The sequence below is a fragment of the Pedobacter zeaxanthinifaciens genome (assembly GCF_003313335.1).
Taxonomy (GTDB): Bacteria; Bacteroidota; Bacteroidia; order Sphingobacteriales; family Sphingobacteriaceae; genus Pedobacter; species Pedobacter zeaxanthinifaciens.
Genome location: NZ_QMHP01000001.1, coordinates 352850 through 378809, shown reverse-complemented (window position 1 = coordinate 378809; position 25960 = coordinate 352850). Strand labels below are relative to the sequence as shown.

Sequence of the window (25960 nt, the reverse complement as noted above, 5' to 3'; positions counted from 1 at the left end):
ACCCCGAATTTACTTCGGGGTTTTTATTTATAACTACTACAGGTTTTCTTCTATCAATAGGTTAATAATCCCATCAACCATTCCCACTTTTGGCACGAAGATTTGCTTAATACCTGCCCATTTCATTACCGTTAGATAAATTTCGCAAGCTGGGATAATCACGTCTGCCCTATCGGGATTCAATTTGAGTACCGAAATACGCTCTTTTAAAGAGTAAGCATTCAGTTCATTGTACATATTTTTGAGTTTTAAAAATGATAGCGGCATATCATCTTTTTCTCCACTCATACGAAATAGTTTATTGATATTTCCGCCTGTACCAATCCCTACAGTTTGCTTGAGTTCCTTCGTATGATGTTTGATCCAATCTTTCATTTCATTCCAGGTTTCCTCTTTATCTTGGTTATCCAAAATACGGATGGTTCCTAAATTGAACGATTTTGAAGCCACGGGTTGTCTGTTGACAAAGATGGAAAGCTCCGTACTACCACCACCTACATCAATGTATAAGTAACTTTTTTTAATATCGAGATTTTCCTCAATGTGATTGGAATAAATGATGCTAGCTTCGCGTTGCCCTTCAATAATTTCGATATCAATGTTGGCTAATTTCTTTACTTTTTCAATAACTGATTTGCCGTTTTTAGCTTCACGCATGGCAGATGTAGCACAAGCTAAGTATGCTGAAACGTGGTATACATCCATTAAGTTTCTAAAGGCAACCATTGTTTTCACCAAGTCGTCAATCTTTTTATCAGAGAGATTTTGATCCAAAAAAGCATCGTCACCAAGGCGAAGCGGTACGCGTACCAGGGTATTTTTCTTAAAGCTATTCCGATTTTCGTGATGGCTGATATCAGCAATGAGTAAACGTACGGCATTTGAGCCAATATCGATGGCGGCGTATCTTAACATTATTGGTGTTTATTTTTAAGGTAATTATAGGTTTGAACCTGTGCTCTTATTTTACTTGAAGACCTGTTTTTGCGGTATTTGTTATCGTTAGCTTTATCGATGATGCGTGCTTTAACGTTGTCTTGTAGTTGAAAATCAATCACATCGCGTATTTCTTGTTTCACATCCGAATCCAAGATTGGGAAACCAACTTCTACCCTATGTTCGAAATTACGCGACATCAAATCTGCAGAAGAAAGGTACATTTCCTCATCGCCGCCATTGCCAAAAATAAAGACCCTGGCATGTTCCAAAAATCGATCTACGATACTAACTACGCTAATATTTTCGCTAAAATCTTTAACACCAGGCACCAAACAACAAATGCCTCTTACAATGAGTTTAATTTGCACACCTGCATTGCTGGCTTCATATAACTTTTGCACAATACCTTCATCGGCCAAACTGTTAACTTTTAAAATCATGTACGCCGCTTTCCCAGCTTTTGCTTGTTTAATTTCTCTATCTATAAAACTATAAATTCTGCTTCTTGAGTCAATTGGGGAAACAATTAAATGCTTAAAACCTTTAGCTACGCTACGTTTATTCAGTGCGCCAAATAGCTTCACTAGCTCGCTTGTAATTTCTGTTTTACAAGTGAAAATGCTGTGATCACAGTAAATACGAGCTGTTTTCTCATTAAAATTTCCTGTTGCTAAATTGGCATAATACGTGGTTTTACGTTTTTCTACACGCTTAACTAAGCAAATTTTCGAATGCACTTTGAAGTCAGTCAATCCGTAATTTACGTTTACACCTTCTTCCATCAATCTATTAGTCCAAAAGATATTGGCACTCTCGTCAAAACGGGCTTTCAATTCCACTAAACAGTTTACCACTTTACCGTTTTTAGCGGCATTAATTAGCGCATTTATCACCTTTGAGTTTTCCGCCAGTCTATATAAAGTAATGTTGATCTCCGTAACTTTTGGATCAATGGCCGCTTCACGCAAGAAAAGAATAATGTAGTCGTAAGATTGGTATGGCAGATGTACCACATAATCTTTCTCCGCAATCTTTTTGAACAAGCTTTCCGTACGGTGCAAGTTTTTCACCTTTAAAGCAGGCATCGGGCTATATTCCAATTCTTTCGCACCAACATTTGGAAACGCAATAAAATCTCCAAAACGGTGATACTTGTTACCAGGAATTAAGCCATCCGCACCAATTTTAAGCTTGCTTACCAAGAAACTTAACATCTCAAAGGGCATATCACTATCGTAAAGCAACCTCATTGGTTTGCCTTTTTTCCGCTTATCAATGCTTTTGCGTAACTCCTCAATAAATTTATCACTTACATTTTTGTCGATATCTAATTCCGCATCCCTAGTAAGCTGAATGGAATAGGCTAGAATTTCAGCATAGTTGAAAACGTAAAAAATATCATCCAAACAATATTTGATGATATCCTCTAGTAAAATAATGAACTTTAAATCGTTGGTTTCTGGCAGCACTAAAAACCTAGAAATGCTATCCGGAAGTTCCAGTATTGCATATTTTTTGCTCTTGCCGGAATTGTTCGACAACTGCACAAAAAAGTATAGCGCCCTATCTCTCAATTCTGGAAACGGGTGATTGGCATCAATCATGATTGGCACCAGATTAGATAAAATCTTATCCCTAAAATGCTGTCGAACAAACTCGCCCCTAGCGACGTTAAGCTGGGTGTGGTTGAGGATAAATATACGTTGCTGGGCAAGTTCGGTAATTAAAATATCTTGAAATAACGTTTCGAATTTTCGCTCATGTTTTACTACGATGTTTTTGATTTCATCCAATACTTTTTTCGGATTGAAACCTAGCAAGGCCTTTGCCTTATCGTTTAAATTCACCAATCGGTTGAGAGATGCAACACGTACCCTGTAAAACTCATCAAGGTTAGAAGAAAATATAGATAAAAACTTGATACGTTCGATTAATGGCACTGATTCGTCGGCCGCTTCTTGCAGCACACGTTCGTTAAAGTACAACCAACTTATTTCTCTATTTAAAAACGGAAGCTTCTGTTTAGCCATTAGTTGAATTAAAAAAATCCCTAAAAAGGGATTTCCAAAAAGAAAATTTTAATATTAACTTATCATTAATTGCAAGTTAACAAAAATCAATTATTTAACATTAGAAGGCTTTTTTGCCGTAGGTGCCTTTGCTGTTTTTCCTGCTACTTTTGCCGGCGCCTTTTGTGCTACTGCCCTAGTTGTTTTTTTAGCTACCGCTGATGATTTTTCAGCCGCTGCTTCCGTAGCTATTTTCGCCGCTGCTTTAGTTTGTGCAACCGCTTTTTTAACTGGTGCTTTAACAGCTTTCGCTACTTTTTCTTCAGTTTCCAAAGCCGCAACCTTAACACTGCTTACTACGGGTTTAGCCTTTTTTGTAGCCTTCCTCACTATTTTAGTGGCCGATTTATCAATATTTTTGGCAAGTTTAACTCCTTCCTTTTTTACTGCTTTGGTTTTTTGTTTAATTTCTGGCTTGGCCGATGAAGTAATATCTTCAATTTTGTGACCTACCACCTCTTTCACTCCCTCAAAGGTTTTTGCCATTTTTTTCGCAACCGCTTTACTTGCTTTTGCTACATCTGCAGCTATAGATTCGGCATTGTGGCCCAAACCTTTAATTGCATCCAGAAATTTTTCTGTTAACGTTTGCTCCAATTGCTTTTTGGCTGCTTTTTTAACCGACTTTTTTGATGGTTTTGCTTTATTAGTTTTCGATTTCATAATTTTTTAGCGTTTTTTGTATGGTAAAATAAATTTATCAATTCTTTTCAAATTAAAGATCATAACATGCCAAGTTTCGATATAGTTAGCAAAATAGACGGTCAGACCTTAGATAATGCAATTAATAATGCAAAAAAGGAAATTTTGAACAGGTACGACTTTCATTCTTCCAATAGTAGTATTGAGCTGGATAAAAAAACGAACGTGGTTACGATATTAACGGAAGATGACATGCGCTTAAAAGCCATTACTGATTCTATTATCTCTCGAATGATGAAACAACATTTAGACCCAAATAGTTTGGATTTCGGGAAGGAAACTATCGCTTCTGGCAATATGATTAGAAAAGAAGTAAAAGTGAAAGAGGGCATCGACAAAGAAACGGCAAAGAAAATTGTTGCTAAGATTAAAGACAGCAAAATTAAAGTCCAAGCTTCTATGATGGAAGATCAAGTGCGTGTTCAGGGTAAAAACATTGATGATTTGCAGAAAGTAATCCAGCTTTGCAGAACTGAAGACTTCGGTCAGCCGTTGCAATATATCAATATGAGAAACTAATTTGATGATTTGATAACTGGTTAATTTGATAATTGGTTAATTGTCGATTGTTAGCAGAATTAGTGCTAATATCCAACTATTTATGCCTGACAACTAATCCCTGATACCTAACCCCTGATACCTATATAATGGAAATCAAAGAAAATGGATTCATATTTTCAGATGACCGCAACCTTGTGGATGCGAAAGCTGTGCATGAATACCTGAGCATATCATCTTATTGGGCAAAGGATATTCCATTTGATTTGGTAAAGCGCTCTATTGAAAACTCACTTTGTTTTGGTATTTATAAAGCACAACAACAAGTTGGTTTTGCCCGTTGGATTACCGACAAAGCCACATTTGCCTACTTATGCGATGTTTATGTGCTAGATGAGTTCAGGGGATTAGGTTTATCAAAAAAGCTAATGTCATTAATGCTTTTTCATCCCGATTTGCAGGGTTTACGCCGTTACCAGTTGGCTACGTTGGATGCGCATGGACTATATGAACAGTTTGGTTTCAAAGCCATAGAACATCCCGAACGGCAGATGGGAATTGTTTTCAAAGACTTGTACAGTAAAGCTAAGGAAGCTAATTAGCAGACGATTAATAACGGTTAAACAGTTTTTACTTCCCCTTCAGCGTAATCCTTGATATCTGTGATATATCCGTTCATAATCAAGAAATCGAACAATGGTTTAGCTTCTGGAGAAACCGGCATATTTTCGGTAGTAATTACTGTATTGCTCTTTTTATCCAAAAATGGGTAAGCAAAAAGCCTTACATTTCTGCTAAACATATCGTTAACATAGCTTAACAAATGTCCGGTGTAGTTTTCACCAAAATTAGCCGAATTAAATACAAATTTTAAGTTGTTGATGTTGGTTGACATCCCCACGCTTTTAGGCCTACATCTATCCAAGTATTTTGCCAACCTGTTTTTACGGGTAAAATTGGAAACGATTACAAAGTTACCTGTTTTACACATCTCTTCTGCCCTTTTTGCTACCACCTCTAAATCAATATCATCTGGTGTTTCCTGTGCTGCCGTAAGTACGTTGGTGATTAATACCTCAATCATTACAATTAAGTTATTGTCTTCCACTTTGTTTACTAACTTAAACTGGTCGGCTGCCTTATTAAATAAGCTAAAGTTAGGATTTGATTTTTGTCCGTATTTGGTACGCAAAATCATCACATCCTTTTTGTAAAGCAAGTCCTTCGCCTGTCTAGGATGCGAATCTGAATCAAATATCGCTGCAGTAGAAAAATCTTTTACTATTAAATAAAGGTTTAGCAGCAAGTTATTTACATCCTTAAAAGCTGGCCCTTGTACAGAAATCAAATCTATTTCCACCGAACCGACGTTCAAATTATCTACCAATGATTCAATCATTTTTCGTGGATCATTAGCATAGTAAAATGCAGCGTAAACTAAATTAACGCCAATCATGCCCAGCACACGCTGTTGCATTTGCACATCGGTATCCAATAAGCGTACGTGAAAGTAAATTTCATTTGGCAGCCCGCCTGGTTCGCTTTGAAAACGTAAACCAACCCAACCATGAGGGTCGTTGGTACGAGTGTAGTTTAACGTAGTTACTGTATTAGCAAACGCAAAAAAGGTTTTGTCTTTATGTTTTTCTCCTTTTAAACGCTCAATCAGCAAAGTGTATTCATGATCAAGCATTTTTAAAAGTCGGGTTTGACTTACATACCTGCCAGATTCTTCAGCACCATAAATCTCGTCGCTGAAAGTCATATCATAAGCAGAAATGGTTTTTGCAACGGTTCCTGAAGCAGCGCCTACGTTAAAAAAAGCCCTAGAGACTTCTTGTCCGGCGCCAATTTCAGCGAAAGTTCCGTAGATTTTAGGGTTTAAATTAATTTTTAATGCCTTGCGTTTGATATCGATAGTTTCCTGTTGCATGCTGCAAAATTACAAAAATCACTTAATTAGGATATGATGTGTTTTAATTTGGTTTGGTTCTAAACAAGTTTGGCCACAGATGCACAGATATCAATCTGATATTTAACGAATTAAAAATCTGTGTATCTGTGGCTAAAAAAGACTTCGAGATGTTTGGCCACAGATGCACAGATAAATCTGATATTCGATGAATTAGACAAAAATTAATCTGTGTATCTGTGGCTGAAAAAGACTTTGAGATGTTTGGCCACAGATGCACAGATATCAACCTAATATTAGTGAACGGATAATAATTAAAAATCTGTGGCTAAAAACAAAACAAGGGCATCAATTTTACTTGTGCCCTTGCAACCTTAAACTCACACCCATTAAGGGCGTATCAAACCATTGTATTATGAAACTACAATTTCTTTATGCTCATCTTTAGCTGGTTCTTTTTTACCTAGTGTGATGTTCAATACACCATTTACATATTCTGCGCTAATTTTTTCTGTATCAACGCCTTCAGGTAAAACGAACGACCTAGCAAAAGACAGATATTCGAACTCTTTTCTTGTGTAATCTTTTTGTTCTTCAGTTTGTTCTGATTTTTTCTCTGCCCATACTGATAAATTATCTTTTTTCAATTCAATTTTAAAATCTTCTTTATTTAAACCTGGGGCAGCTAACTCAATTTTGTAGCTCACAGCAGTTTCGGCAATGTTAACAGCAGGCATTTTGCTGATACCATAGTTTTTATTTAATGCATCGCTAAACAATGAATCAAATACGTTGTTAAAGTAAGGTGCTGTGTTTCTGGTTCTGTTGTTGAATTTAACTAAGCTCATTTTTATATCCTCCGTGTATTTTTTTAATTTTTAATTGATAACTATCCTTGTTCAAACTACATTCCAATCCAAAAAAATATGATTTTTAAGACATTTTGGCGTAAAAAAGAAATTTCAAAAGACAAAAAGTCAGATATAGAAATAAAAACCGACATTTTTAAGTACCGCACAGACATTGACATGCGTTTCACTGATTTAGATATGATGGGGCATGTGAACAACGCGATGTATTTTACGTACATGGAAATTGCCCGAACCAAATATTGGCAACAAACTATACAATGGGATTGGAAAAAAACTGGTGTAGTAATTGGAAAAGCAGGTATCAATTATATGAAACCCATCCATTTAGGCGATAAAATTAGCATTTACGTTAGAACGGCAAGGATTGGAACTACGAGTTTCGACCTAGAATATATTATTGTTAAAACCATTAATGGAAGAGAGGTAGTTTGTAGTAAAGGCAAAACCGTGTGTGTGGTTTACGACTATGAAACCAAAAGTCCTATTGCTATTCCAGCCCGTGAGCGAGCTAAAATGATAGAGTTTGAGCAGTTAGACCAGTTTTAGCAGATGTTTTATTAAACGTTAAAACTTAACGCGACGTACGAATGACCAATTTCCCCTTGCATAGGTGGGTTTAGTTTTTTAATGCCCACCGTACCGCTAATTAGAAATGGATAATTGCTTCTAACTGCGTTTAAAATATTCATAACTACGGTTTCTAGCAGCTTTTGGGTTTTAGCCATCTCATCAATAATGATTTGGTTAAGCACCTCGTAATTTACTGTTTTATCCAAATTTTCGGTTTCGCTACTTGCGTTAAATTTCACTTCTACATCAACAACAAAATAACATCCAATTAGCTGTTCTTCTGGATAATATCCATGTAATGCATGGCATTTTACATCTCGCAAAGCGACGGTTTGTATATACATTTGATCCATTTTATTTGCTGCAGTACTTACAACTCCACATTTAATTACTGATGATTTAACGGACAATAATAGCTAAATTTTGTTTAAGGATTGCGGTATTTTGCTAACTTTGGAAGACAACCATTTAAAACCAAAATCTTTACAGAAATGAGCAATACTTCAAGAAAAGACCTTTACGAATCACCAGACTATTACTTAATTGATGAACTTTTATCAGAAGAGCATTTGCTTATAAGGGCATCGGTAAGAGATTGGGTGAAAAAAGAAGTAAGTCCGATTATTGAAGATTATGCACAACGAGCAGAATTTCCAAGACACTTAATTAAAGGGCTTGGAGAAATTGGAGCTTTTGGACCAACAATTCCGGTGGAATATGGCGGCGCTGGCTTAGATTATACTGCTTACGGCATAATTATGCAAGAAATTGAACGCGGCGATTCTGGGATTCGCTCTACGGCATCAGTACAAGGCTCATTGGTGATGTATCCAATTTATACTTACGGCACCGAAGAACAACGAAAAAAATATCTCCCTAAGTTGGCAACAGGAGAATTAATGGGCTGTTTTGGATTAACTGAGCCAGACCACGGTTCAAACCCTGGTGGTATGGTGAGTAACATTAAGGACATGGGCGACCATTTTTTGCTTAATGGTGCTAAGATGTGGATATCTAATGCCCCTTTCGCCGATATAGCCGTGGTTTGGGCAAAAGATGAGGAAGGCAAGATTAGAGGAATGGTGCTGGAAAGAGAAATGGAAGGCTTCAGTACGCCTGAAACACATCATAAATGGAGCTTAAGAGCTTCAGCAACCGGTGAATTGGTTTTCGATAATGTTAAAGTTCCGAAGGAAAATGTGTTTCCTGATATTAGAGGCCTCAAAGGTCCGTTGGGCTGCCTAAACCAAGCTAGGTATGGCATTGCTTGGGGCGCTTTAGGAGCCGCAATGGATTGCTACGACACCGCTTTACGCTATTCAAAAGAGCGTGTGCAGTTTGGAAAACCTATTGGCGGGTTTCAGTTGCAGCAAAAAAAATTAGCGGAAATGATCACTGAAATTACCAAAGGTCAGCTATTGGTTTGGCGTTTGGGACAATTAAAAAGCGAGAATAGAGCTACGGCTGAACAAATTTCGATGGCGAAACGCAACAGCGTAGAAATTGCCTTAGATATTGCCCGCAATGCCCGACAAATGCTTGGCGGAATGGGTATTACTGGTGAATATTCAATCATGCGACACATGATGAACTTGGAATCGGTAGTTACTTATGAAGGTACGCATGATGTGCATTTGCTAATCACGGGAATGGACGTTACTGGTCTTAATGCGTTTAAATAGTATAATGTCATCATCAGGATTTTAAGATTAATTTTTAAATGTAAGAGTAAATTAAATTAAGCCTCCGAAATCCTGACAATCCTAAAATCAAGCAAATCCTGATACAGACAGAAAATATCCAGATGAAACCTTTTAAAAAATACATACTCCTGCCCGCCCCTCCCGAAGAAGTTTATTTAGCGCTTACCAAAGCACAAAGCATTCAATTATGGACTGGCGCTGAGGTAGAATTTGAAGAGTTGCCAGATACAGAATTTTCTTTTTGGGATGGTGATATTGTAGGCAAAAACATATCATTTGAATACGGAAAAAAAATTGTTCAACAATGGTATTTTGGTGAAGATAACGAACCATCTATAGTTACAATTAAATTACACCCCGATAAAAAAGGAACTTCGCTAGAATTTTCACAAACTAATATTCCTGATGAAGATTTCGATGATTTTACGGAAGGAATAAAAGAATATTACTTAGGTGGTTTGGAAGATTTTTTTGAGGAAGAGATGCTTTAAGAACTATTCCGCTATTTATCAGCTATTAACATTATTTAACACGGTAACAAAATCTATTTTTATATTTTTATAAATCAAATTATTACCAACTAAATTCGTGAAAAAATCTCTCTCTTTATTAGCCATAGTCGCAGGTGCGATTTTGCTACAATCCTGTGGAAGTGCTATAAATAATTTACCAGTATTTTATACACCTGCAGCAGTTTCAAACGATGTTTCGTACATGCCTAAACCCATGATGTCTGACAGCGTTAAAGTAAAGAACTATATTAGTGGCAGTTTTTCTAACAGTGTTTTGCCGTATGAAACTGCAGAAATGCTCACAGGATTCGTTAACTACAATAGGTCTCATGTATTAAAAAACCTGAACTTCTCTTATGGCGGTTTTGCTTACTTTGGTGGTACATCTAGAGGTTATGAAAACTCTACCCGAAAAGTTAGTGAAGAATATTATGAAAAAGGTTTCCACGGCTTTGGATTAAGAACCTCTGTTGGATTTGCTGAACAATCTGGCAATACAGAGTTTAGGATATTGAATTGGGAAAATTCACTCAGTTTTGAAGGAGGAAACTACGCCGAATTTCGAAAAAACGTAAGATCCAAAGCTGATCCGTTAGCTATAGCCGCTAACCAAACCACTTTATTTACCACAGGTGGATCCACAGAAATTATTTGGTATGGAAAGAAAAACAGAGATAGACAGTATGGCTTTCGTTTGTTTTTGGGAACCACAGTAGGTTTACAGCGCAATATTAACTATACTAGTGAGAAAATTAATGGCTTGGCTAGCGATTTTTCTTTCTATCTTAAAATAAGAAATGCTTACGGAATTTTAAGCAGCGGCGCAAATAAGCTTAGTAACTCCGGAAAAATAACATTAGGCTACGCTTTCTAAAACAAAACATATCTGTAGCTGTTCCGTAATAAAAAACAACTTATTATGGGCAAGCCTTTTGGAATATTATTAATTGTAATTGGATTAATTATGTTGGTATGGAGTGGTTTTACTTATACCAAGAAGGAAAAAATTGTTGACGCAGGACCGATACAGATTTCAGCGGATAAACAGAAAACTGTGAATTGGCCGCCTTATGTTGGTGGCGTTGCTGTAATTGCAGGCGTTGCAATTTTTGCTTTATCCAAACGTAAATAACAACAAAGCCAGTAAATAAATTACTGGCTTTGTCATATCTATTCATGTGCGTTACGTTAATAATCTTCGCTAGTAACAGTAACGATAGCATCGCGTAAGTTGTAGTTTGAGGCCATTACTTCACCGTAAGCTCCTGTACTTCTAATGGCTATTAAATCGTTCCTAAATGTTTCTGGCAATGGTACTTCTTTTCCAAAGCAATCGGTACTTTCGCAAATTGGGCCAACAACATCATACTTAACTGCATTCGATTTTTGACTCAAGTTCTCAATTTGGTGATAAGCTTGGTACAATGCTGGGCGCATTAACTCTGTCATGCCAGCATCCAACACAATGAAATTTTTCTTTTTACCATTTTTCACGTAAAGCACACGACTAATCAGTGATGATGATTGCCCCACCAATGCCCTTCCTAATTCGAAATGTACTTCCTGATGCGGTTTTACTTCTAGGAAATCTGCAAAAATCTTGAAATAGGCTTCAAAATTTGGAATTTGCTCATTTGGATTGTGATAATCGATCCCTAAGCCTCCGCCAACATTTAAAACTTTCACCCTAAAGTCTTTGTCTTCAAACCAAGCGGCAAATTCGTTTACACGTACGCATAGGTTTTTGTAAACATCTAAATTGGTGATTTGAGAACCAATGTGGAAATGAATACCTACAAACTCCAGGTTAGCCGAAATGTTCAAGATATCTGCACAAGCGGGCATATCCCATGAATTGATACCAAACTTATTTTCATCTAAACCAGTTGTAATATTGGCATGGGTATGCGCATCAACATTTGGATTAATACGAATAGCTACTTTGGCAATTTTTCCTTTTTGTTCGGCCAACTGATTAATTACTTCCAATTCTTGTAGTGATTCTACGTTGAAGCAAAAAATATCTTGGTCTAAAGCGTAATTAATTTCCTTATCGGATTTACCTACACCGGCAAAAACCACCTTTTGATTAGGAAAACCGCTGTCAATTGCCTTTTTGACTTCTCCTCCACTCACGGCATCGGCACCAAAACCAACCTGTTTAATTTGCAATAACACTTTATCGTTAAAGTTAGCCTTCATTGCGTAGTGCACATGAAAACGATGTTTATTTGCAGCCTCGCTACAAGCTTCTAAAGTTTTGCGCAGCAAGTTAAGGTCGTAATAATAAAATGGTGTTTCTAAATTCGAAAAATGTGCTATATCTTTATCGGAAAACATAATCTTGAAAATTCTAGTACTTCTTTTTTTGTTGCTATTGGGCGTAATTTACATCGGCAATTACTTTGAATATCGCCGTGGCTACATCACCCGTTTAGAACTTCAAAGAAGAGTTCGCATCTGGATTTTTTTACTGTTAATTATAATATTTATTTACTTCTACTATCGTTAAAGGTTTTTCAATTAAAACACCTGAGAAAAATCAACCTAAATACGCTAGTTTAATTCAAGTGTTGTAATAAATTATTCGAAAATCCTGTTGTGCAAGCTTCTCAAAGCCTCCACTTTGTCGTCGGTATTTACCAATAGCGAAATATTGTAAGCGCTGCCTCCGTAAGAAATCATTCGTACAGGGATGTGTTTGATTGAATCCAAAACTTTAGCGGCATAACCATGTCTTTCCGCTCCAAAATCGCCCACTACACAAACAATAGTAAGGTTTCTATCCAGTTCAACACTTCCGAAAGCATTTAATTCATCAATAATTTTATCTAAGTTATCGGTAAAATCTATTGTTAATGACACCGCTACTTCCGAAGTGGTAATCATATCAATTGGCGTTTTATAACGCTCAAATACTTCAAACACCTTACGTAAAAAACCGTAAGCTAGCAACATTCGGCTCGACTGTATTTTGATGGCTGTAATACCATCTTTAGCCGCAATGGATTTGATTTTACCTTTTTCACTCTCCGTACTAATTACTGTACCCAAAGCTTTCGGTTCCATGGTGTTAAGTAAACGAACCGGAATTTTGTATTTCTGAGCAGGAAAAACAGATTGTGGATGTAGAATTTTAGCACCAAAATAAGCTAACTCTGCAGCCTCATCAAAAGATAGGTTTGCAATAGGTTTAGTGCCTTTTACAATACGCGGGTCGTTGTTGTGCATTCCATCAATATCAGTCCAAATTTGAACCTCCTCTGCTAAAATGGCTGCACCAAGTAATGATGCCGTATAATCACTACCACCACGGCGTAAATTATCTACTTCGCCAAAGCTATTTCTACAGATAAAACCTTGTGTAATGAAAAGCTTATTATCCGGATTAGCTTCCAATAAAGGCGTTAAATTTTCTGTAGTAAATGGAATTACAGGCTCGTTGTCTTCATCTATCTTCATAAAATCCAACGCCGGCAATAAAACAGATGGCACATTGATAGACTTCAGGTAAACATGATATAAAGTAGTAGATAATAGTTCGCCTTGTGCCAATACCACTTTATCTTCGATAGCCGTAAACAGGTTGTTAGCCAAATTCAATAGGAAATTGAAATGATAATCAATTACTTCCTGTCCTTGCTCTCTAAACTCGCCTTCGGGCAAAAGCTCTACAACAACTGCATCGTATTTCTCCTTTAACGTATTAATTAATTCGATGCCCTTCTTCTTGTCTTCCTTCAGTAACGCATTTGAAATTTCAACCAAGTTATTTGTAGTACCAGACATTGCCGATAACACTACAATTTGTCTTTCTGATGGATCAATAATGTCCAACAGTTTTTTCATACGTTCTGGGCTGCCAACCGAGGTGCCACCGAATTTTAAGATTTTCATTTAAGTTTAATTGTTTTTACTTTAAAAAACATTTCATTAAAGCGGAAATGTTTTCATTTTTAAGTTATAGGATATAGATTTTTGTTATTATTGTAACGGGGTGTGAAAATAAATAAAAGACTGTTAATTTTAGTCAAAACACCGAAATAAAATGTTGATTTTTTTATTTTTAATGAACCCTACCAAATAATATTTGTTATCTATATCGATTATAACCCATTTAAATATGCAATTAGATCCACAAACGCAGAAAACCATTGATACTTGGCTAAGCGGAAACTACGATGAAAAAACAAAATCAACCATACAACAGCTTATAGATGAGCAAGCAAGCACAGAACTGACAGATTCTTTTTATAAAAGTTTAGAGTTTGGAACTGGCGGTTTGCGTGGAATCATGGGCGTAGGATCTAACCGGATTAACAAATACACCATTGGTACCGCAACACAAGGACTTTCTAACTACTTGCTAAAAAAATATCCATCGGAGAAGATTTGTGTAGCTATTGCTCATGATAGCAGAAATAACTCTGATGTTTTCGCAAACATTACTGCTGATGTTTTTTCTGCAAATGGAATTAAGGTTTATTTCTTCACTGCATTACGTCCAACACCAGAACTTTCTTTTGCCATACGCGAATTAGATTGTAAAAGTGGCGTAATGCTAACGGCATCGCATAATCCGAAGGAATATAACGGTTACAAAGCGTACGGTCCGGATGGCGGTCAATTTACCTCTCCTGATGATCAAATGGTGATGGACGAAGTTGCAGCGATTCAAAGCATTGATGAAGTGAAGTTCCAAAGGAATGAAGCTAATATTGAAATGATTGGTGATGAAATCGACCAAAAATACCTCAATCAAATTACAGCGCTTTCGGTATCTCCTGATGCCATTTCACGTCAAAAAAACTTAAAAATTGTTTACTCCCCTATTCACGGTACCGGGATTACTTTAGTGCCGCCAGCATTAGCCCAGTTTGGTTTTACCAATGTAACTGTGGTTGAAGAGCAAAGTAAACCCGACGGTAATTTCCCAACTGTCGTTTATCCTAATCCTGAAGAAAAAGAAGCTTTAACGCTTGCATTAAAGAAAGCGGAGGAAATTGACGCTGACTTAGTTTTAGCGACCGATCCTGATGCAGACCGTGTAGGTATTGCCGTAAAAAATACGGACGGCAATTTCGTTCTACTTAATGGAAATCAGACGGGAAGCTTGTTGGTAAACTACGTTTTAACAGCTTGGCAAGAAAAAGGAAAGCTAACTGGAAATGAGTATGTAGTAAGTACTATTGTGACCACTCCACTAATTAAAGCTATAGCTGATGAAAAAGGTGTGGAATATTTTGATACCCTAACAGGATTTAAGTGGATAGGAAAAGTAATGACTGAATTGTTGGGCAAGAAACAATTTGTTGTTGGTGGCGAGGAAAGTTATGGTTATTTAGTTGGTGATTTAGTTCGTGATAAAGATGCCGTGATTTCTTGTGCTTTTATTGCCGAAATGACTGCCTTTTATAAAGATAAGGGAAGTAGTTTATATGAAGCGATGATTGAAATGTATGTGAAATATGGCATGTACAAAGAAGATTTAGTTTCTATCACTAAAAAAGGAAAAACTGGAGCTGAGGAAATTAAAGCGATGATGGAGAAGTTTAGAAACAACCCTCCGGCAACGTTGGGAGGATCGGCGGTAGTTACCTTAAAAGACTATGAATTAAATAAGGAAACCGATATTAATGCTGGCACAAGTAAAAAGTTAGGTTTTCCTAAATCTGATGTTTTGCAGTTTATTACCGCTGATGGTAGCATTATTTCGGCAAGGCCAAGTGGTACCGAGCCCAAAATTAAGTTTTATTGCAGTGTAAACGAACCATTGGCAAGCGCTAGTGATTTTAAAGCCACTGAACAAAAACTCAATGATAAGATTAAAACTATCATGAACGATTTACAGGCATAACAATTTTCAGACTTACGAAGTTTTACGATTTCGTAAGTCTTTTCTTTTAATTAGCAGCGTTTTTATAAACGCTTTTTTTATGAATTAAAATGATGAGTAACGAAAAAATAGGCTGGATAGGTTTAGGAAATATGGGGAAACCAATGGCCAACAATTTGATTAAAGCTGGTTTTCCATTATCAGTTTATAACAGATCTTCAGATAAAGCTACAGACTTTAAGGACAAGGCAACCATTTCTACCAGTATTGCGGATTTGATTGCGCAAAGCGATGTAATTTTCACCATGCTTACTAATGATGATGCCGTGACTGAAGTTTACAATGAAATTTCTGAGCAGGATATTGAAGGCAAATTATTTATAGACTGTAGTACGATATCACAAAGCTGTTCTTTGAAAATAGCCGAACTAATTAAAGCTAAAAATGCGGCGTTTCTAGATGCACCAGTTGCTGGGAGTACTGCTCCTGCTACCGACGGAACATTGATTATGATGGTTGGCGGCGAAGAAAATGATGTGAAACGAGCTAGTGCTTACTTTGATGTTTTAGGAAAATTAACCAAGCATTTAGGGAAAAATGGAAGTGGCATTGCTGCAAAGCTTTCCATCAATTATTTCCTTTCGCTAATTTACCAAGGATTGGCGGAAACGGTATTATTTGCTGAAAAAATGGGCATTGAACGCAAAGACATGCTGGAAATTATCAATGAGAGTGCTTGTGGAAACGGTGCAACTAAAATTAAAACACCACTTCTTATTAAGGACGAATATCCGGCAGCTTTCGCATTGGATTTGATGCTTAAGGATGTTCTGTTAGCTCAAAAAGCAGGAGCTGGTTTTCCTTTGTCGCAGGCTATGATTTCCACTTACCAAGATGCGCATGAAAAGGGCTTGGGTAAAAAAGATGTGATTGCTATCATTGAAGCGATGAAGTAGACTGATATTTTTGCTGTGGCAATGCAAGATTTACGAAGTTTTAAAAACTTCGTAAATCTCAACTACTGAACCAATGAACTATTGAACCAGTGAACTATTGAACCAATGAACTAATTACCAAACTAATCCACTATCATTTCAGGAACATCGTTATCAGCGTACAATTTGCCGGCCGTAGCATTCCTAATTTCTTCTACTGTTACTCCTGGTGCTCGTTCTAACAATTTAAATCCGCCTTCAGGCAAAATATCAAAAACACCAAGTTCAGTTACCACTTTTTTAATGCAGTTCACACCAGTTAAGGGTAAAGTACAGGCAGGTAATAATTTGCTTTCTCCGGCTTTGTTTACATGTTGCATTGCTACAATGATATTTTTTGCAGATGCCACTAAATCCATTGCACCGCCCATTCCCTTTACCATTTTACCAGGAATTTTCCAGTTAGCGATATCTCCATTTTCAGAAACTTCCATCGCTCCCAAAATAGTAAGATCTATCTTTTGCGCTCTAATCATTCCAAAGCTCATGGCCGAATCGAAGATTGACGAACCTGGAAGTGTAGTAATGGTTTGTTTGCCTGCATTGATCAAATCAGGATCTTCCTCCCCTTCAAACGGGAACGGTCCCATCCCAAGCAATCCATTTTCCGACTGTAAAACTACGTTAACACCATTAGGTATATAGTTTGCAACCAAGGTTGGGATACCGATACCTAAATTAACGTAGTAACCGTCTTTTATTTCTTTAGCGATGCGTTTCGCTATACCATTTTTATCAAGCATATATTAATGTGATGATTTGCTTATTAGCTAATTTGATAATGAACTAGCGGGCTATCATTGCCTATAATTATCCGCTGAGTTAATTATGTTTAGCAGTGGTTATAATTTTGTTTAGTATTTTTTGAACAACTTCAATGCTATTTAACAGGTTGCTACTGTTTGGATAATTATCGGAATGTTTACACAGCAATAGCCAGTATTTGGTTTCTTCGCACTCTTTTGCAGAGATTTTCATTTTATGAACGAAATCGGCTTTACTTTCAGCATTTTGTGCTTCCCAAATGTTAGCACCTATGCTAGTACCACACTTTAATAGCTGATTTGCAACCACAAATTTTCTTCTCTCCTCCAACTCTTCAGCAAATTTTATTATCTCTAACGCAAACTCGAAGCTTGTTTTAACAATAATGTTGTTTTTAATTCTCTCATCATTCATAGGTAGGTATTAATTAGCTAATGATCATATTTTCATATCATCTAATTTTCTAACAGTTCGCTGTTCAATGCGCTTTTCATAAGCTGCTCCTTGAAAAATACGATGTACGTAAACACCTGGGGTATGAATATGATCAGGATCTAGTTGACCAACTTCTACCAGTTCCTCCACTTCTGCAATGGTGATTTTTCCAGCCATGGCCATTACGGGATTGAAATTTCTACTGGTAGATCTAAAGATTAAATTCCCTGCGGTATCTCCTTTCCATGCTTTAACGATGGCAAAATCAGCATCAAAAGCATATTCCATTAAATAATCCTTGCCGTTAAAATTTCTTGTTTCTTTGCCATCGGCAACTTCGGTTCCAACACCAGCAGGGGTAAAAATTGCTGGCATACCGTATCCAGCAGCTAAACAACGCGTGGCTAAGGTGCCTTGAGGAATCAACTCTACTTCCAACTCTCCGCTCAACAGCTGACGTTCAAATTCAGCGTTTTCACCTACATAAGAAGAAATCATTTTTTTGACTTGGCGTTGTTTCAACATCAAACCAATTCCGAAATCATCAACTCCGGCATTATTTGAAATACAGGTAAGTTCTTTAACACCCTTTTCCACTAAAGCGGCGATGCAGTTTTCTGGGATACCGCACAAACCAAACCCGCCTAACATTAAGGTTTTACCGTCCGTAATATCAGCTACGGCCTCATTAGCATTTGCTACAACTTTATTAATCATATTTGGTATATTTTCCCGAATGTTCGGGTAAAGCGTTGGCTAAATTAGGGTTTCTTTACTGCTTTACAAAAGCAAAAGTTGTAGCGGTGTGTTGTAATTTATACACTAACGTCAACTTCTAAACATAAGTTAAACCACACGTTTACAACTTGTAAGTACCAAAATTTCAGCTTATTATTCAACTACCTTGAACCGTAATTATTTTGAAATTTCAACAATCTTATCGGCGCTGCCGTTACTTGTGCAAAAGTAAATTTTACCTTCAGGAGATTGACATATTGCTCTTAATCTGCCATATTCCCCAACATAAAAATCCTTCACTTCACTAATGGCATTTTGGGCATCATTTAATACTAGCTGTTTTAATCTACTATCTTTAAGCAAACAAAGGAGTAGCGAATTTTTAAATTGAGGGATATAATTAGAATTGTAATAAGTCATTCCACTAGGTGCAATAGTTGGAGTCCACTCGAAAATCGATTCGGCTACATTGTTTTGATTGCAGAAAGCCGTTTCATTTGTTGCATTGCATTTACCCGTAACATTGGGCCAGCCATAATTTCTGCCTTTTTCTATGATGTTGATTTCATCATCTGATGATGGTCCATGCTCAGAAGAAAACAGCCTATTTCCCACTAAAGTTAGGCCTTGAGGGTTTCGATGTCCGTATGACCATACGGGATTATTCGGAAAAGGGTTATCCGAAGGAATGCTCCCATCTAAATTTAAACGCAATATTTTCCCAGCTAGCGAGTTAATATTTTGAGGAGTACTTAAATCTTCGGCATCACCAGTGGTAAGAAACAGTTTATCTCCAGAAATCAATATTCTCGAACCGTTATGATTGTTGGACGCAGGAATATTGTCTAACAGTGTTATTGCGCTATTCAAGGAATTATTCCCATACGTGAAGCGCACTAACTTATTTTTGTAACTGCTGCCGTAGCCGTAAAATACGTAAACATATGGATTGGTGCTGAAATTAGGATGCAGGGCCATCCCCAATAAACCACCTTCACCTTGCATTCTAACTTCGCTAATGGTGTGTAATAGGCTAACTTGACCGCTACTTGGGTTTAATCGACTGATTTTGCCTGATTTTTCCGTAAACCAAATCAAACCATCTGGGCCATAAACTAACTCCCAAGGCATGGTTAAATTTCCAACTAAGACTTTTGTTTTTAAGTCTACTGGTGTTAAATCTTCAACATCATTACGATCTTTTTTACACGACAAAGCTAAAATTAAAATAGCTGCAAAGAACACTACCTTTTTCATACCCAATACGTTTTGTTTTTTGATTAACAACTTTGGGCAGCATTGGTTTTATTTCATGTAAACGTAGGTAATTCCATCTCCACCTCTATCCAAGTGCTCATCCTCCATCCTATCCACTTGTTTGTATGATTTAAGATGATTCCTAATTAACTTACGTAAAATACCATCACCTTTGCCATGAATAATTTTAACAGATGGAAAGCCAAGCATAATTGCCTTATCGAAGTAATTTTCTAGCTCTTGTAGTGCAACTTCTCCCCTCATTCCTCGCAAATCCAACTCGGCTCTAAAGCTGCTCACTGCATCACTTAAACTATTGGTATAAGAGCTACGCTGAACTAGTTTCTTCACTTGCTTGTTGCTAATTTTCTGTACACGGTTCATTTTAACCACCGATCGCAAATCACCAAAAGCAACAACCAAATTACTTTTGTTCACTTCCATCACCTGTCCAGTGCTTTCTGTTCCGTTGAGTTGTACCCAATCGCCAACTTCAATTGCCGTATTTTCGTAAACCACAACCGGTTTAGGCTCCTCAATCTTCACTTCGTTCTTAACCAAGCCTTTTTGTAAATTTTGCCTCAACTCACGTGTCGCTTCCTTATCAGCCTGTTTTTTCTTGATTTGTGCGATGGTATTTTCTACCAACTTATTGGCATCTTTAATGATATTTTGAGCCTGTAATTTGGCGTCTTTAATTAAATTTCTCTTATTCTCCTCAAGATATAATTTCTGCTTTTCGTTTTCTGCCAATAACTGATTTAGCCTATTTTGCTGGTTGGCCAGCTTTACTTTTGACTCATGTACTTGGCGCTTTTCCTTTTCTAAATCCACCAATAAGCTATCAATACTGTTTTGATTAGTTCCGATTTTTTGCTTCGCTAATTCCAACACATCTTTCTGCAAACCAATATTTTGGGCAATCTCAAACGCATAGGAACTTCCAGGTTTCCCAATATCAAGAATATACAGTGGCTTCATCCTGCTATTATCAAACAACATCGATGCATTTTCAAGTCCATCGGTATCGCCAGCAAACAATTTCAAATTACTATAGTGCGTCGTAATCACACCTCTTACTTTCTTGTTATTAAGCACTTCCAGTACTGCTTCGGCCATTGGCCCGCCAAATTGAGGATCTGTTCCTGTGCCAAATTCATCAATTAAAACCAAAGTTTTTGCGTTGGCATGAGCTACGAAATAGCGCATCTTATTTAAATGGGCACTGTAGGTACTCAAATCCGATTCAATAGATTGATCATCACCAATATCAGCGAAAATTTGATGGAAAATACCCATTTCACTGTGCTCATCAACCGGCACAAGTAGCCCAGTTTGCAACATCATTTGTAGCAATCCTACGGTTTTCATGCACACCGATTTTCCTCCGGCATTTGGTCCAGAAACCAGCACCGCCCTAGTACCTTCATCTAATTGAATATTAAGCGGCACTACTGTTTTTTGATCGGCAGCGAAGGATAACAATAACAAAGGGTGGCGAGCATTGATCAGCTTGGTTTTAGCTTCCTTCAACAATACCGGCATTTGTGCACCAACCTGAATGGCAAATAAGGCCTTAGCTCTAACAAAATCAAGTTTAGTTAAAAAACCGTGGTACGATAACAAGATGGGAATGTAAGGACGAAGCTCGTTGGTGGTGGCAATCAAAATCCTGATAATTTCCCGCCTCCTATCAAATTCCAAGTCCCTTAACTTATTATTGAGCGTAAAAACTTCTTCTGGCTCCAAATAAACAGTTTGGCCGCTGGCAGATTCATCATGGATGAAACCTTTAAGTTTACGCTTATTTTCGGCCAAAATAGGAATACACATCCTACCGTCACGAACTGTCAAACTACCATCTGCCACCCAATTATTAGCTACCGCACTTTTATAAATGCTATCCATTTTACGGCGAACTTCCTGCTCACCTTTCGCTATTGCTGTAGTAATATCAAGTAATTCTCTAGAGGCGTTGGGCTTAATTTTACCTTTGGCGTCTAGCAAATCTTCAATTTTCCGGAGGATATTCCTTTCTATAGGCAAATGTTCAAAAAGTGCCTCTAAGCTAGGATATACGTCTTTTCTATCATCAAAAAATTTAATAACGGCAAAAACGGTTTGTAAAGAGGTGTATATTTTAAAAAGTTCATCTTCTATGAGATAACTTCCTTCAACCCTAATTTTATCAGCTAATATTTTAATATCGAAAAAAGCACTTATTTGTAGTGGTTCTTGGTTTTCTAAAATGCTTTTGAATTCCTTTGTTTGGCGTAAAAACTTATCGATCTGATCATGTTTTGCCATTACTTGCATTTTATCAACCAAGTTTTGTCCCATGGTACTCAAGCAATGCTGACGCACCATTTGCCTAACTTCGTTAAAGCCTAATCTCTCTTCACAATTTTCTGGATATAGCATATTAATTTTTCAACTCCTTTGGCGCTTCTGGAGTGGTAGATTTTTGTTGTTTATTTGCTTCGATGTCCCTTTCTTTCCCTAACCTTGTACTAATGTTATCGTACATTTTGGTAAGCACATCAGGGTGAAGGTAGTAATAAGTCATGCTTTTGGCATGTAAAGCTGAGTCGACCCCGTACTTTTTAAAAATACCTTTGTATAACGGCGATACTACTTTTTTCGCACTATCTGGTGTTGGTATGTTAGCTACATATCCATCAACCACATGAATGTCATGTAGTATATTTTCCATTTCGGCGGGCTGGATGATATCTTTTGGAATACCAGGTTTGCAGGCAAAAATTGAGCAAACAACTAGCAACATCAATAAAAATCTCGTCATCTGTATATTAAAAACTTCGGCTTTTATAGCCAAATTAAAAAAGGTTATCTAATTTTACCCACAAAAATAGCGATAAATGAGCATAGCCGATAACTTATTAAAATATAAAACAGAAATTGAAAGTGCTGGCGTAAAGTTAGTAGCTGTATCTAAAAATCATCCGGCGGAGGCTGTACAAGAGGCCTATGACGCTGGACAACGGGTTTTTGGAGAAAATTTAGTACAAGAAATGGTTGAAAAGCAGGGCCAACTACCTGAAGATATTGAGTGGCACCTGATTGGACATTTACAAACTAACAAAGTGAAGTACATTGCGCCGTTTGTAAAACTTATCGAATCGGTTGATAGCTTAAAATTATTGAAGGAAATAGACAAACATGCTGCAAAAAACAACCGTGTAATCGACTGCCTATTACAAATTTACATTGCTGATGAAGAAAGCAAATTTGGCTTAGGTTTCGATGAGGCAATTGAATTATTACGCTCTGAAGAATTTGATGCGTTGAAGAACGTACGTATTGTTGGCTTAATGGGAATTGCCACCAATACTGCAAGCGACGAACAAACAAGTGCTGAATTTAATGAGTTAAAGGTACTTTTTGATGGCATAAAAACAAGCTTTTTCAGGAAAGATGATTTTTTCAAAGAGATCTCAATGGGAATGTCTTCTGATTACAAAATAGCGATTGACGAAGGAAGTACTATGGTGAGAATTGGAAGCAATATTTTTGGAAAGAGAGTAATTAAGCATTGGAAAAACAACGAAAATTAAGCATTTCGAAAGATACATTTCATGAATATAGAAATAAGAACCGCCACTGCTGCTGATTGTCCGCGTTTATTGGAACTGATTATGGAATTGGCCGTTTATGAAAAGGCGCCCCAGGAAGTAACAGTTACTTTAGATGAATTTGTGAAGGCCGGCTTTGGCGATAATCCAGTATGGAAAGCCTTTGTAGCACTTGATGGGCAAACCATAGTTGGCTTAGCTTTGTTTTACATCAGATACTCAACTTGGAAAGGTTGCCGTTTATACTTGGAAGACTTTTTGGTTACGGAAAATTACAGAGGTAAGGGAATTGGAAATTTACTTTTCGACCGTGTAGTAAAGGAAGCAAAGGAAAAAAACTTTAATGGAATGAACTGGCAAGTATTGGATTGGAACCAGCCAGCTATTAATTTTTATGATAAGTACGGCGCTAATTACGAGAGCGAATGGCTAAACGCTTCGTTCACCAAAGAGCAATTGGGTAAACTTTAAAACTTAAGTGATGAAGAAAATAGTTCTCTCTTTGTTAGCAGCAAGCCTATTATTGGCCTGTACCAACAGCAATAACGATAAAAAAGTGGCACATGTAATTACTGCCGAAAATGATACCTTAACCTACAGGTATGATTCAGTTAAAGTACTAAGCAACAATTTGGTAAAGCCCGAGCTTAATAGCTATGCTGATACTGCCAATGCGGTGGTGAAATATCCAATTTTCGACAATGACGAACTTAACAACTTTGTGAAACAACAGGTCTTCGATTTTTTTAAAGAAGAAGATCATCCCAATGCTTATGAGGATATTGCCAGCAGCTTCATCCGAAAATACAATCAATTTTATTTAGAAAATCCAGGTACTGCACAATGGTGGTATTTGCTAATTGATGTGAAAGTAGTAAGGCAATTGCACAATTATGTAGCGCTAAAATACATCAATGCTTCCTATGCAGGTGGCGCTCATGGCAGTACTAACATTACGTTCATCAATTTCAATCCAAAAACCTCCAGTTTAATTACGCTTGATTCTTTAATTAGGCCTGATAAAAAATTGGCACTGCTTAAAGTTGCGGAAGAAATATTTAGGAAAGATGAAAACATTAGTGCTACGGAACCTTTAAAAGACCGTTATTTTTTCACTGATGGGAAATTTTCTTTGCCAGCGGCTTTTTATGTAAGCAACAAAGGCTTAACGTTTCTTTATAATCAATATGAAATTAAACCATACGCAAGCGGTATCACCGAATTGACAATTCCGTTTGCAAAACTTACCGATATCGCCAAACCACAAACCATCTTAACACCTACACCATAAATGCAAGTTTATAAATTTGGTGGTGCATCCATCAAAAACACCGAAGGAATTAAAAACGTTACTCAAATTATTCAAGCTTACGGCACAAACAACCTGTTAGTTGTGGTATCCGCAATGGATAAAACTACTGATAGATTGCAGGAATTAGCCTTTGCCCATATCAACGGCGACGACAATAAGCATCAACTGTTGGAGGATATCAAGTCCTTTCATTTCGATATTATTTCGAAGCTATTTACAGATACGCAAAATCCTGTTTACAATGATGTAGCGAATACTTTTGTGGAGATAGAATGGCTATTGGAAGAAGAAGCGGAAGACAGTGCAGACTATCTGTATGATCAAATTGTATCGGTTGGAGAACTGGTATCATCGAAAATTATTGCCGCTTACCTGAACCAACAAGGCACATTTACCATTTGGCAAGATGCCCGTAATTATATCCAAACAGATAACAACTACCGTGAAGCCAACGTACAATGGGACAAAACCACTGCTACGATTCAAAAACAATTGCCTAGCTATTTATCGCAAGGTGTGGTCATCACTCAAGGCTTTATTGGTGCTACAAGCGAAAACTTCACCAGCACCTTAGGTCGCGAAGGCTCAGATTATACTGCTGCAATTTTTAGCGCTGCACTGGACGTTGAAAAAATGACTATTTGGAAGGATGTGCCAGGTGTGTTGAATGCTGACCCGAAATGGTTTGATGAAACAGAGAAAATACCTCAACTCTCCTACCATGATGCTATTGAACTTACCTATTACGGAGCTACGGTAATCCACCCGAAAACCATAAAACCAATCAAAAATAAAGGCATTCCGCTATTCGTGAGGTCTTTTATTCACCCTAACGAAACAGGAACCGAAGTAAGTACTCAGGCTACCACCATTCCGGTACCTTCGTTCATATTTAAAGTGAATCAGGTGTTGTTATCGATTTCTCCCAAAGATTTTTCGTTCATCATCGAGGAAAATTTAAGTGATATATTCGCTATTTTCCATCAAAACAAGGTAAAAGTTAACACCATGCTCAATTCGGCAATCAGTTTTTCGGTTAGCATTGATGATGACCAACAAAAAATTGAACGCTTAATAGCTGATTTGTCGGTGAACTTTAAGGTGAAATACAACAAGGATATGGAATTGGTGACTATCCGTTACTACAATCAGCAAACCATTGACAGGGTTACGCTAAACAAAAAAGTTTGGTTGGAGGTGAAAAGTAGGAATACTTGCCAAATGGTGATGAAAAATATTCAGTAGTTACCTT

General features: G+C 37.1%; 27 protein-coding genes. 13 read left to right on the top strand and 14 right to left on the bottom strand.

All coding sequences use genetic code 11. From position 1 onward, the window contains the following. Window positions 1-36: 36 nt before the first annotated feature. The 3 genes from DUT68_RS01570 to DUT68_RS01560 form a co-directional block, all read right to left on the bottom strand. Complete coding sequence (locus tag DUT68_RS01570) at window positions 37-915, bottom strand: Ppx/GppA phosphatase family protein (protein WP_113635104.1); 879 nt, start codon at window positions 913-915, stop codon at window positions 37-39. After that, window positions 915-2969 (bottom strand): polyphosphate kinase 1, encoded by a 2055-nt coding sequence (ppk1, locus tag DUT68_RS01565; protein WP_113635102.1) that lies wholly within the window; start codon window positions 2967-2969, stop codon window positions 915-917. The genes DUT68_RS01570 and ppk1 overlap by 1 nt, the downstream gene beginning before the upstream one ends. Window positions 2970-3059: 90 nt before the next feature. Continuing rightward, window positions 3060-3671: a hypothetical protein gene (locus DUT68_RS01560; protein WP_113635100.1), complete on the bottom strand. Its 612-nt coding sequence runs from the start codon at window positions 3669-3671 to the stop codon at window positions 3060-3062. Between the two features lie 66 nt (window positions 3672-3737). Here DUT68_RS01560 and DUT68_RS01555 point away from each other — a divergent pair, with 66 nt between their 5' ends. Together DUT68_RS01555 and DUT68_RS01550 are read left to right on the top strand one after the other, a co-directional pair. Next, entirely contained in the window at window positions 3738-4229 is a 492-nt protein-coding gene (locus tag DUT68_RS01555; RefSeq protein ID WP_113635098.1) for a YajQ family cyclic di-GMP-binding protein, read from the top strand. A 128-nt stretch (window positions 4230-4357) separates the two neighbouring features. Further along, on the top strand, window positions 4358-4810 hold the full coding sequence (locus DUT68_RS01550) for a GNAT family N-acetyltransferase (protein WP_113635096.1): 453 nt from the start codon (window positions 4358-4360) through the stop codon (window positions 4808-4810). A gap of 17 nt (window positions 4811-4827) precedes the next feature. On the opposite strand, the gene DUT68_RS01545 is transcribed toward DUT68_RS01550, so the two are convergent. Continuing rightward, window positions 4828-6141, bottom strand: a complete 1314-nt coding sequence (locus DUT68_RS01545; RefSeq protein WP_113635094.1) for a nicotinamide mononucleotide adenylyltransferase — start codon at window positions 6139-6141, stop codon at window positions 4828-4830. Window positions 6142-6533: 392 nt separating this feature from the next. Next, window positions 6534-6968 (bottom strand): Hsp20/alpha crystallin family protein, encoded by a 435-nt coding sequence (locus DUT68_RS01540; protein WP_113635092.1) that lies wholly within the window; start codon window positions 6966-6968, stop codon window positions 6534-6536. A gap of 78 nt (window positions 6969-7046) precedes the next feature. Between DUT68_RS01540 and DUT68_RS01535 the strand changes: the two genes are divergently transcribed. Next, window positions 7047-7538 carry an acyl-CoA thioesterase gene (locus DUT68_RS01535; RefSeq protein WP_113635090.1) on the top strand — a complete coding sequence of 164 codons (492 nt, stop codon included), beginning with the start codon at window positions 7047-7049 and terminating at the stop codon, window positions 7536-7538. An 11-nt stretch (window positions 7539-7549) separates the two neighbouring features. Here the strand turns inward: DUT68_RS01535 and DUT68_RS01530 are convergent, their stop codons facing one another. Next, entirely contained in the window at window positions 7550-7906 is a 357-nt protein-coding gene (locus tag DUT68_RS01530; protein WP_237088234.1) for a dihydroneopterin aldolase, read from the bottom strand. 147 nt (window positions 7907-8053) lie between these two features. Here DUT68_RS01530 and DUT68_RS01525 point away from each other — a divergent pair, with 147 nt between their 5' ends. From DUT68_RS01525 to DUT68_RS01510, 4 genes are all read left to right on the top strand, one after another. After that, complete coding sequence (locus DUT68_RS01525; RefSeq protein ID WP_113635088.1) at window positions 8054-9244, top strand: acyl-CoA dehydrogenase family protein; 1191 nt, start codon at window positions 8054-8056, stop codon at window positions 9242-9244. Window positions 9245-9366: 122 nt separating this feature from the next. Continuing rightward, a complete protein-coding gene (locus DUT68_RS01520; protein ID WP_113635086.1) occupies window positions 9367-9756 on the top strand; it encodes an SRPBCC domain-containing protein in 390 nt (129 codons plus the stop codon). A gap of 97 nt (window positions 9757-9853) precedes the next feature. Next, window positions 9854-10651 (top strand): hypothetical protein, encoded by a 798-nt coding sequence (locus tag DUT68_RS01515; protein ID WP_157960752.1) that lies wholly within the window; start codon window positions 9854-9856, stop codon window positions 10649-10651. A 45-nt stretch (window positions 10652-10696) separates the two neighbouring features. After that, on the top strand, window positions 10697-10909 hold the full coding sequence (locus DUT68_RS01510) for a hypothetical protein (protein ID WP_113635082.1): 213 nt from the start codon (window positions 10697-10699) through the stop codon (window positions 10907-10909). A 56-nt stretch (window positions 10910-10965) separates the two neighbouring features. Here DUT68_RS01510 and lysA read toward each other — a convergent pair whose 3' ends face one another. Continuing rightward, entirely contained in the window at window positions 10966-12117 is a 1152-nt protein-coding gene (gene lysA / locus DUT68_RS01505) for a diaminopimelate decarboxylase (protein ID WP_113635081.1), read from the bottom strand. 243 nt (window positions 12118-12360) lie between these two features. After that, the gene (locus DUT68_RS01500; protein ID WP_113635079.1) at window positions 12361-13674 is read right to left on the bottom strand and encodes an aspartate kinase; all 1314 of its coding nucleotides are present in this window, start codon (window positions 13672-13674) and stop codon (window positions 12361-12363) included. Between the two features lie 226 nt (window positions 13675-13900). Here DUT68_RS01500 and DUT68_RS01495 point away from each other — a divergent pair, with 226 nt between their 5' ends. Beyond that, window positions 13901-15634: a phospho-sugar mutase gene (locus tag DUT68_RS01495; protein ID WP_113635077.1), complete on the top strand. Its 1734-nt coding sequence runs from the start codon at window positions 13901-13903 to the stop codon at window positions 15632-15634. 92 nt (window positions 15635-15726) lie between these two features. After that, on the top strand, window positions 15727-16569 hold the full coding sequence (locus DUT68_RS01490) for an NAD(P)-dependent oxidoreductase (RefSeq protein ID WP_113635464.1): 843 nt from the start codon (window positions 15727-15729) through the stop codon (window positions 16567-16569). 122 nt (window positions 16570-16691) lie between these two features. On the opposite strand, the gene DUT68_RS01485 is transcribed toward DUT68_RS01490, so the two are convergent. The 6 genes from DUT68_RS01485 to DUT68_RS01460 form a co-directional block, all read right to left on the bottom strand. Next, a complete protein-coding gene (locus DUT68_RS01485) occupies window positions 16692-17351 on the bottom strand; it encodes a CoA transferase subunit B (protein WP_113635075.1) in 660 nt (219 codons plus the stop codon). A 79-nt stretch (window positions 17352-17430) separates the two neighbouring features. Further along, window positions 17431-17787 (bottom strand): four helix bundle protein, encoded by a 357-nt coding sequence (locus DUT68_RS01480; protein WP_113635073.1) that lies wholly within the window; start codon window positions 17785-17787, stop codon window positions 17431-17433. A 24-nt stretch (window positions 17788-17811) separates the two neighbouring features. After that, window positions 17812-18525: a CoA transferase subunit A gene (locus DUT68_RS01475; RefSeq protein WP_113635071.1), complete on the bottom strand. Its 714-nt coding sequence runs from the start codon at window positions 18523-18525 to the stop codon at window positions 17812-17814. A 198-nt stretch (window positions 18526-18723) separates the two neighbouring features. After that, entirely contained in the window at window positions 18724-19803 is a 1080-nt protein-coding gene (locus DUT68_RS01470) for a PQQ-dependent sugar dehydrogenase (RefSeq protein WP_113635462.1), read from the bottom strand. 48 nt (window positions 19804-19851) lie between these two features. Further along, on the bottom strand, window positions 19852-22224 hold the full coding sequence (locus DUT68_RS01465; RefSeq protein ID WP_113635070.1) for an endonuclease MutS2: 2373 nt from the start codon (window positions 22222-22224) through the stop codon (window positions 19852-19854). Window position 22225: 1 nt separating this feature from the next. Then, the gene (locus DUT68_RS01460; protein ID WP_113635068.1) at window positions 22226-22606 is read right to left on the bottom strand and encodes a DUF4296 domain-containing protein; all 381 of its coding nucleotides are present in this window, start codon (window positions 22604-22606) and stop codon (window positions 22226-22228) included. Between the two features lie 76 nt (window positions 22607-22682). Between DUT68_RS01460 and DUT68_RS01455 the strand changes: the two genes are divergently transcribed. From DUT68_RS01455 to DUT68_RS01440, 4 genes are read left to right on the top strand one after another with little or no spacing between them, the layout of a single operon-like run. Beyond that, on the top strand, window positions 22683-23378 hold the full coding sequence (locus DUT68_RS01455) for a YggS family pyridoxal phosphate-dependent enzyme (protein ID WP_113635067.1): 696 nt from the start codon (window positions 22683-22685) through the stop codon (window positions 23376-23378). A 21-nt stretch (window positions 23379-23399) separates the two neighbouring features. Then, window positions 23400-23867, top strand: a complete 468-nt coding sequence (locus tag DUT68_RS01450; protein WP_113635064.1) for a GNAT family N-acetyltransferase — start codon at window positions 23400-23402, stop codon at window positions 23865-23867. Window positions 23868-23877: 10 nt separating this feature from the next. Beyond that, window positions 23878-24687: a DUF3298 and DUF4163 domain-containing protein gene (locus DUT68_RS01445; RefSeq protein WP_113635062.1), complete on the top strand. Its 810-nt coding sequence runs from the start codon at window positions 23878-23880 to the stop codon at window positions 24685-24687. After that, window positions 24688-25953: an aspartate kinase gene (locus DUT68_RS01440; protein WP_113635061.1), complete on the top strand. Its 1266-nt coding sequence runs from the start codon at window positions 24688-24690 to the stop codon at window positions 25951-25953. Window positions 25954-25960 lie beyond the last annotated feature (7 nt).

What these genes read in the sequence shown, in the direction of transcription:
- DUT68_RS01570 (WP_113635104.1), bottom strand. Translation starts at nt 915, where the DNA reads ATGTTAAGATACGCCGCCATCGATATTGGCTCAAATGCCGTACGTTTA.
- ppk1 (WP_113635102.1), bottom strand. Translation starts at nt 2,969, where the DNA reads ATGGCTAAACAGAAGCTTCCGTTTTTAAATAGAGAAATAAGTTGGTTG.
- DUT68_RS01560 (WP_113635100.1), bottom strand. Translation starts at nt 3,671, where the DNA reads ATGAAATCGAAAACTAATAAAGCAAAACCATCAAAAAAGTCGGTTAAA.
- DUT68_RS01555 (WP_113635098.1), top strand. Translation starts at nt 3,738, where the DNA reads ATGCCAAGTTTCGATATAGTTAGCAAAATAGACGGTCAGACCTTAGAT.
- DUT68_RS01550 (WP_113635096.1), top strand. Translation starts at nt 4,358, where the DNA reads ATGGAAATCAAAGAAAATGGATTCATATTTTCAGATGACCGCAACCTT.
- DUT68_RS01545 (WP_113635094.1), bottom strand. Translation starts at nt 6,141, where the DNA reads ATGCAACAGGAAACTATCGATATCAAACGCAAGGCATTAAAAATTAAT.
- DUT68_RS01540 (WP_113635092.1), bottom strand. Translation starts at nt 6,968, where the DNA reads ATGAGCTTAGTTAAATTCAACAACAGAACCAGAAACACAGCACCTTAC.
- DUT68_RS01535 (WP_113635090.1), top strand. Translation starts at nt 7,047, where the DNA reads ATGATTTTTAAGACATTTTGGCGTAAAAAAGAAATTTCAAAAGACAAA.
- DUT68_RS01530 (WP_237088234.1), bottom strand. Translation starts at nt 7,906, where the DNA reads ATGTATATACAAACCGTCGCTTTGCGAGATGTAAAATGCCATGCATTA.
- DUT68_RS01525 (WP_113635088.1), top strand. Translation starts at nt 8,054, where the DNA reads ATGAGCAATACTTCAAGAAAAGACCTTTACGAATCACCAGACTATTAC.
- DUT68_RS01520 (WP_113635086.1), top strand. Translation starts at nt 9,367, where the DNA reads ATGAAACCTTTTAAAAAATACATACTCCTGCCCGCCCCTCCCGAAGAA.
- DUT68_RS01510 (WP_113635082.1), top strand. Translation starts at nt 10,697, where the DNA reads ATGGGCAAGCCTTTTGGAATATTATTAATTGTAATTGGATTAATTATG.
- lysA (WP_113635081.1), bottom strand. Translation starts at nt 12,117, where the DNA reads ATGTTTTCCGATAAAGATATAGCACATTTTTCGAATTTAGAAACACCA.
- DUT68_RS01500 (WP_113635079.1), bottom strand. Translation starts at nt 13,674, where the DNA reads ATGAAAATCTTAAAATTCGGTGGCACCTCGGTTGGCAGCCCAGAACGT.
- DUT68_RS01495 (WP_113635077.1), top strand. Translation starts at nt 13,901, where the DNA reads ATGCAATTAGATCCACAAACGCAGAAAACCATTGATACTTGGCTAAGC.
- DUT68_RS01490 (WP_113635464.1), top strand. Translation starts at nt 15,727, where the DNA reads ATGAGTAACGAAAAAATAGGCTGGATAGGTTTAGGAAATATGGGGAAA.
- DUT68_RS01485 (WP_113635075.1), bottom strand. Translation starts at nt 17,351, where the DNA reads ATGCTTGATAAAAATGGTATAGCGAAACGCATCGCTAAAGAAATAAAA.
- DUT68_RS01480 (WP_113635073.1), bottom strand. Translation starts at nt 17,787, where the DNA reads ATGAATGATGAGAGAATTAAAAACAACATTATTGTTAAAACAAGCTTC.
- DUT68_RS01475 (WP_113635071.1), bottom strand. Translation starts at nt 18,525, where the DNA reads ATGATTAATAAAGTTGTAGCAAATGCTAATGAGGCCGTAGCTGATATT.
- DUT68_RS01470 (WP_113635462.1), bottom strand. Translation starts at nt 19,803, where the DNA reads ATGAAAAAGGTAGTGTTCTTTGCAGCTATTTTAATTTTAGCTTTGTCG.
- DUT68_RS01465 (WP_113635070.1), bottom strand. Translation starts at nt 22,224, where the DNA reads ATGCTATATCCAGAAAATTGTGAAGAGAGATTAGGCTTTAACGAAGTT.
- DUT68_RS01460 (WP_113635068.1), bottom strand. Translation starts at nt 22,606, where the DNA reads ATGACGAGATTTTTATTGATGTTGCTAGTTGTTTGCTCAATTTTTGCC.
- DUT68_RS01455 (WP_113635067.1), top strand. Translation starts at nt 22,683, where the DNA reads ATGAGCATAGCCGATAACTTATTAAAATATAAAACAGAAATTGAAAGT.
- DUT68_RS01450 (WP_113635064.1), top strand. Translation starts at nt 23,400, where the DNA reads ATGAATATAGAAATAAGAACCGCCACTGCTGCTGATTGTCCGCGTTTA.
- DUT68_RS01445 (WP_113635062.1), top strand. Translation starts at nt 23,878, where the DNA reads ATGAAGAAAATAGTTCTCTCTTTGTTAGCAGCAAGCCTATTATTGGCC.
- DUT68_RS01440 (WP_113635061.1), top strand. Translation starts at nt 24,688, where the DNA reads ATGCAAGTTTATAAATTTGGTGGTGCATCCATCAAAAACACCGAAGGA.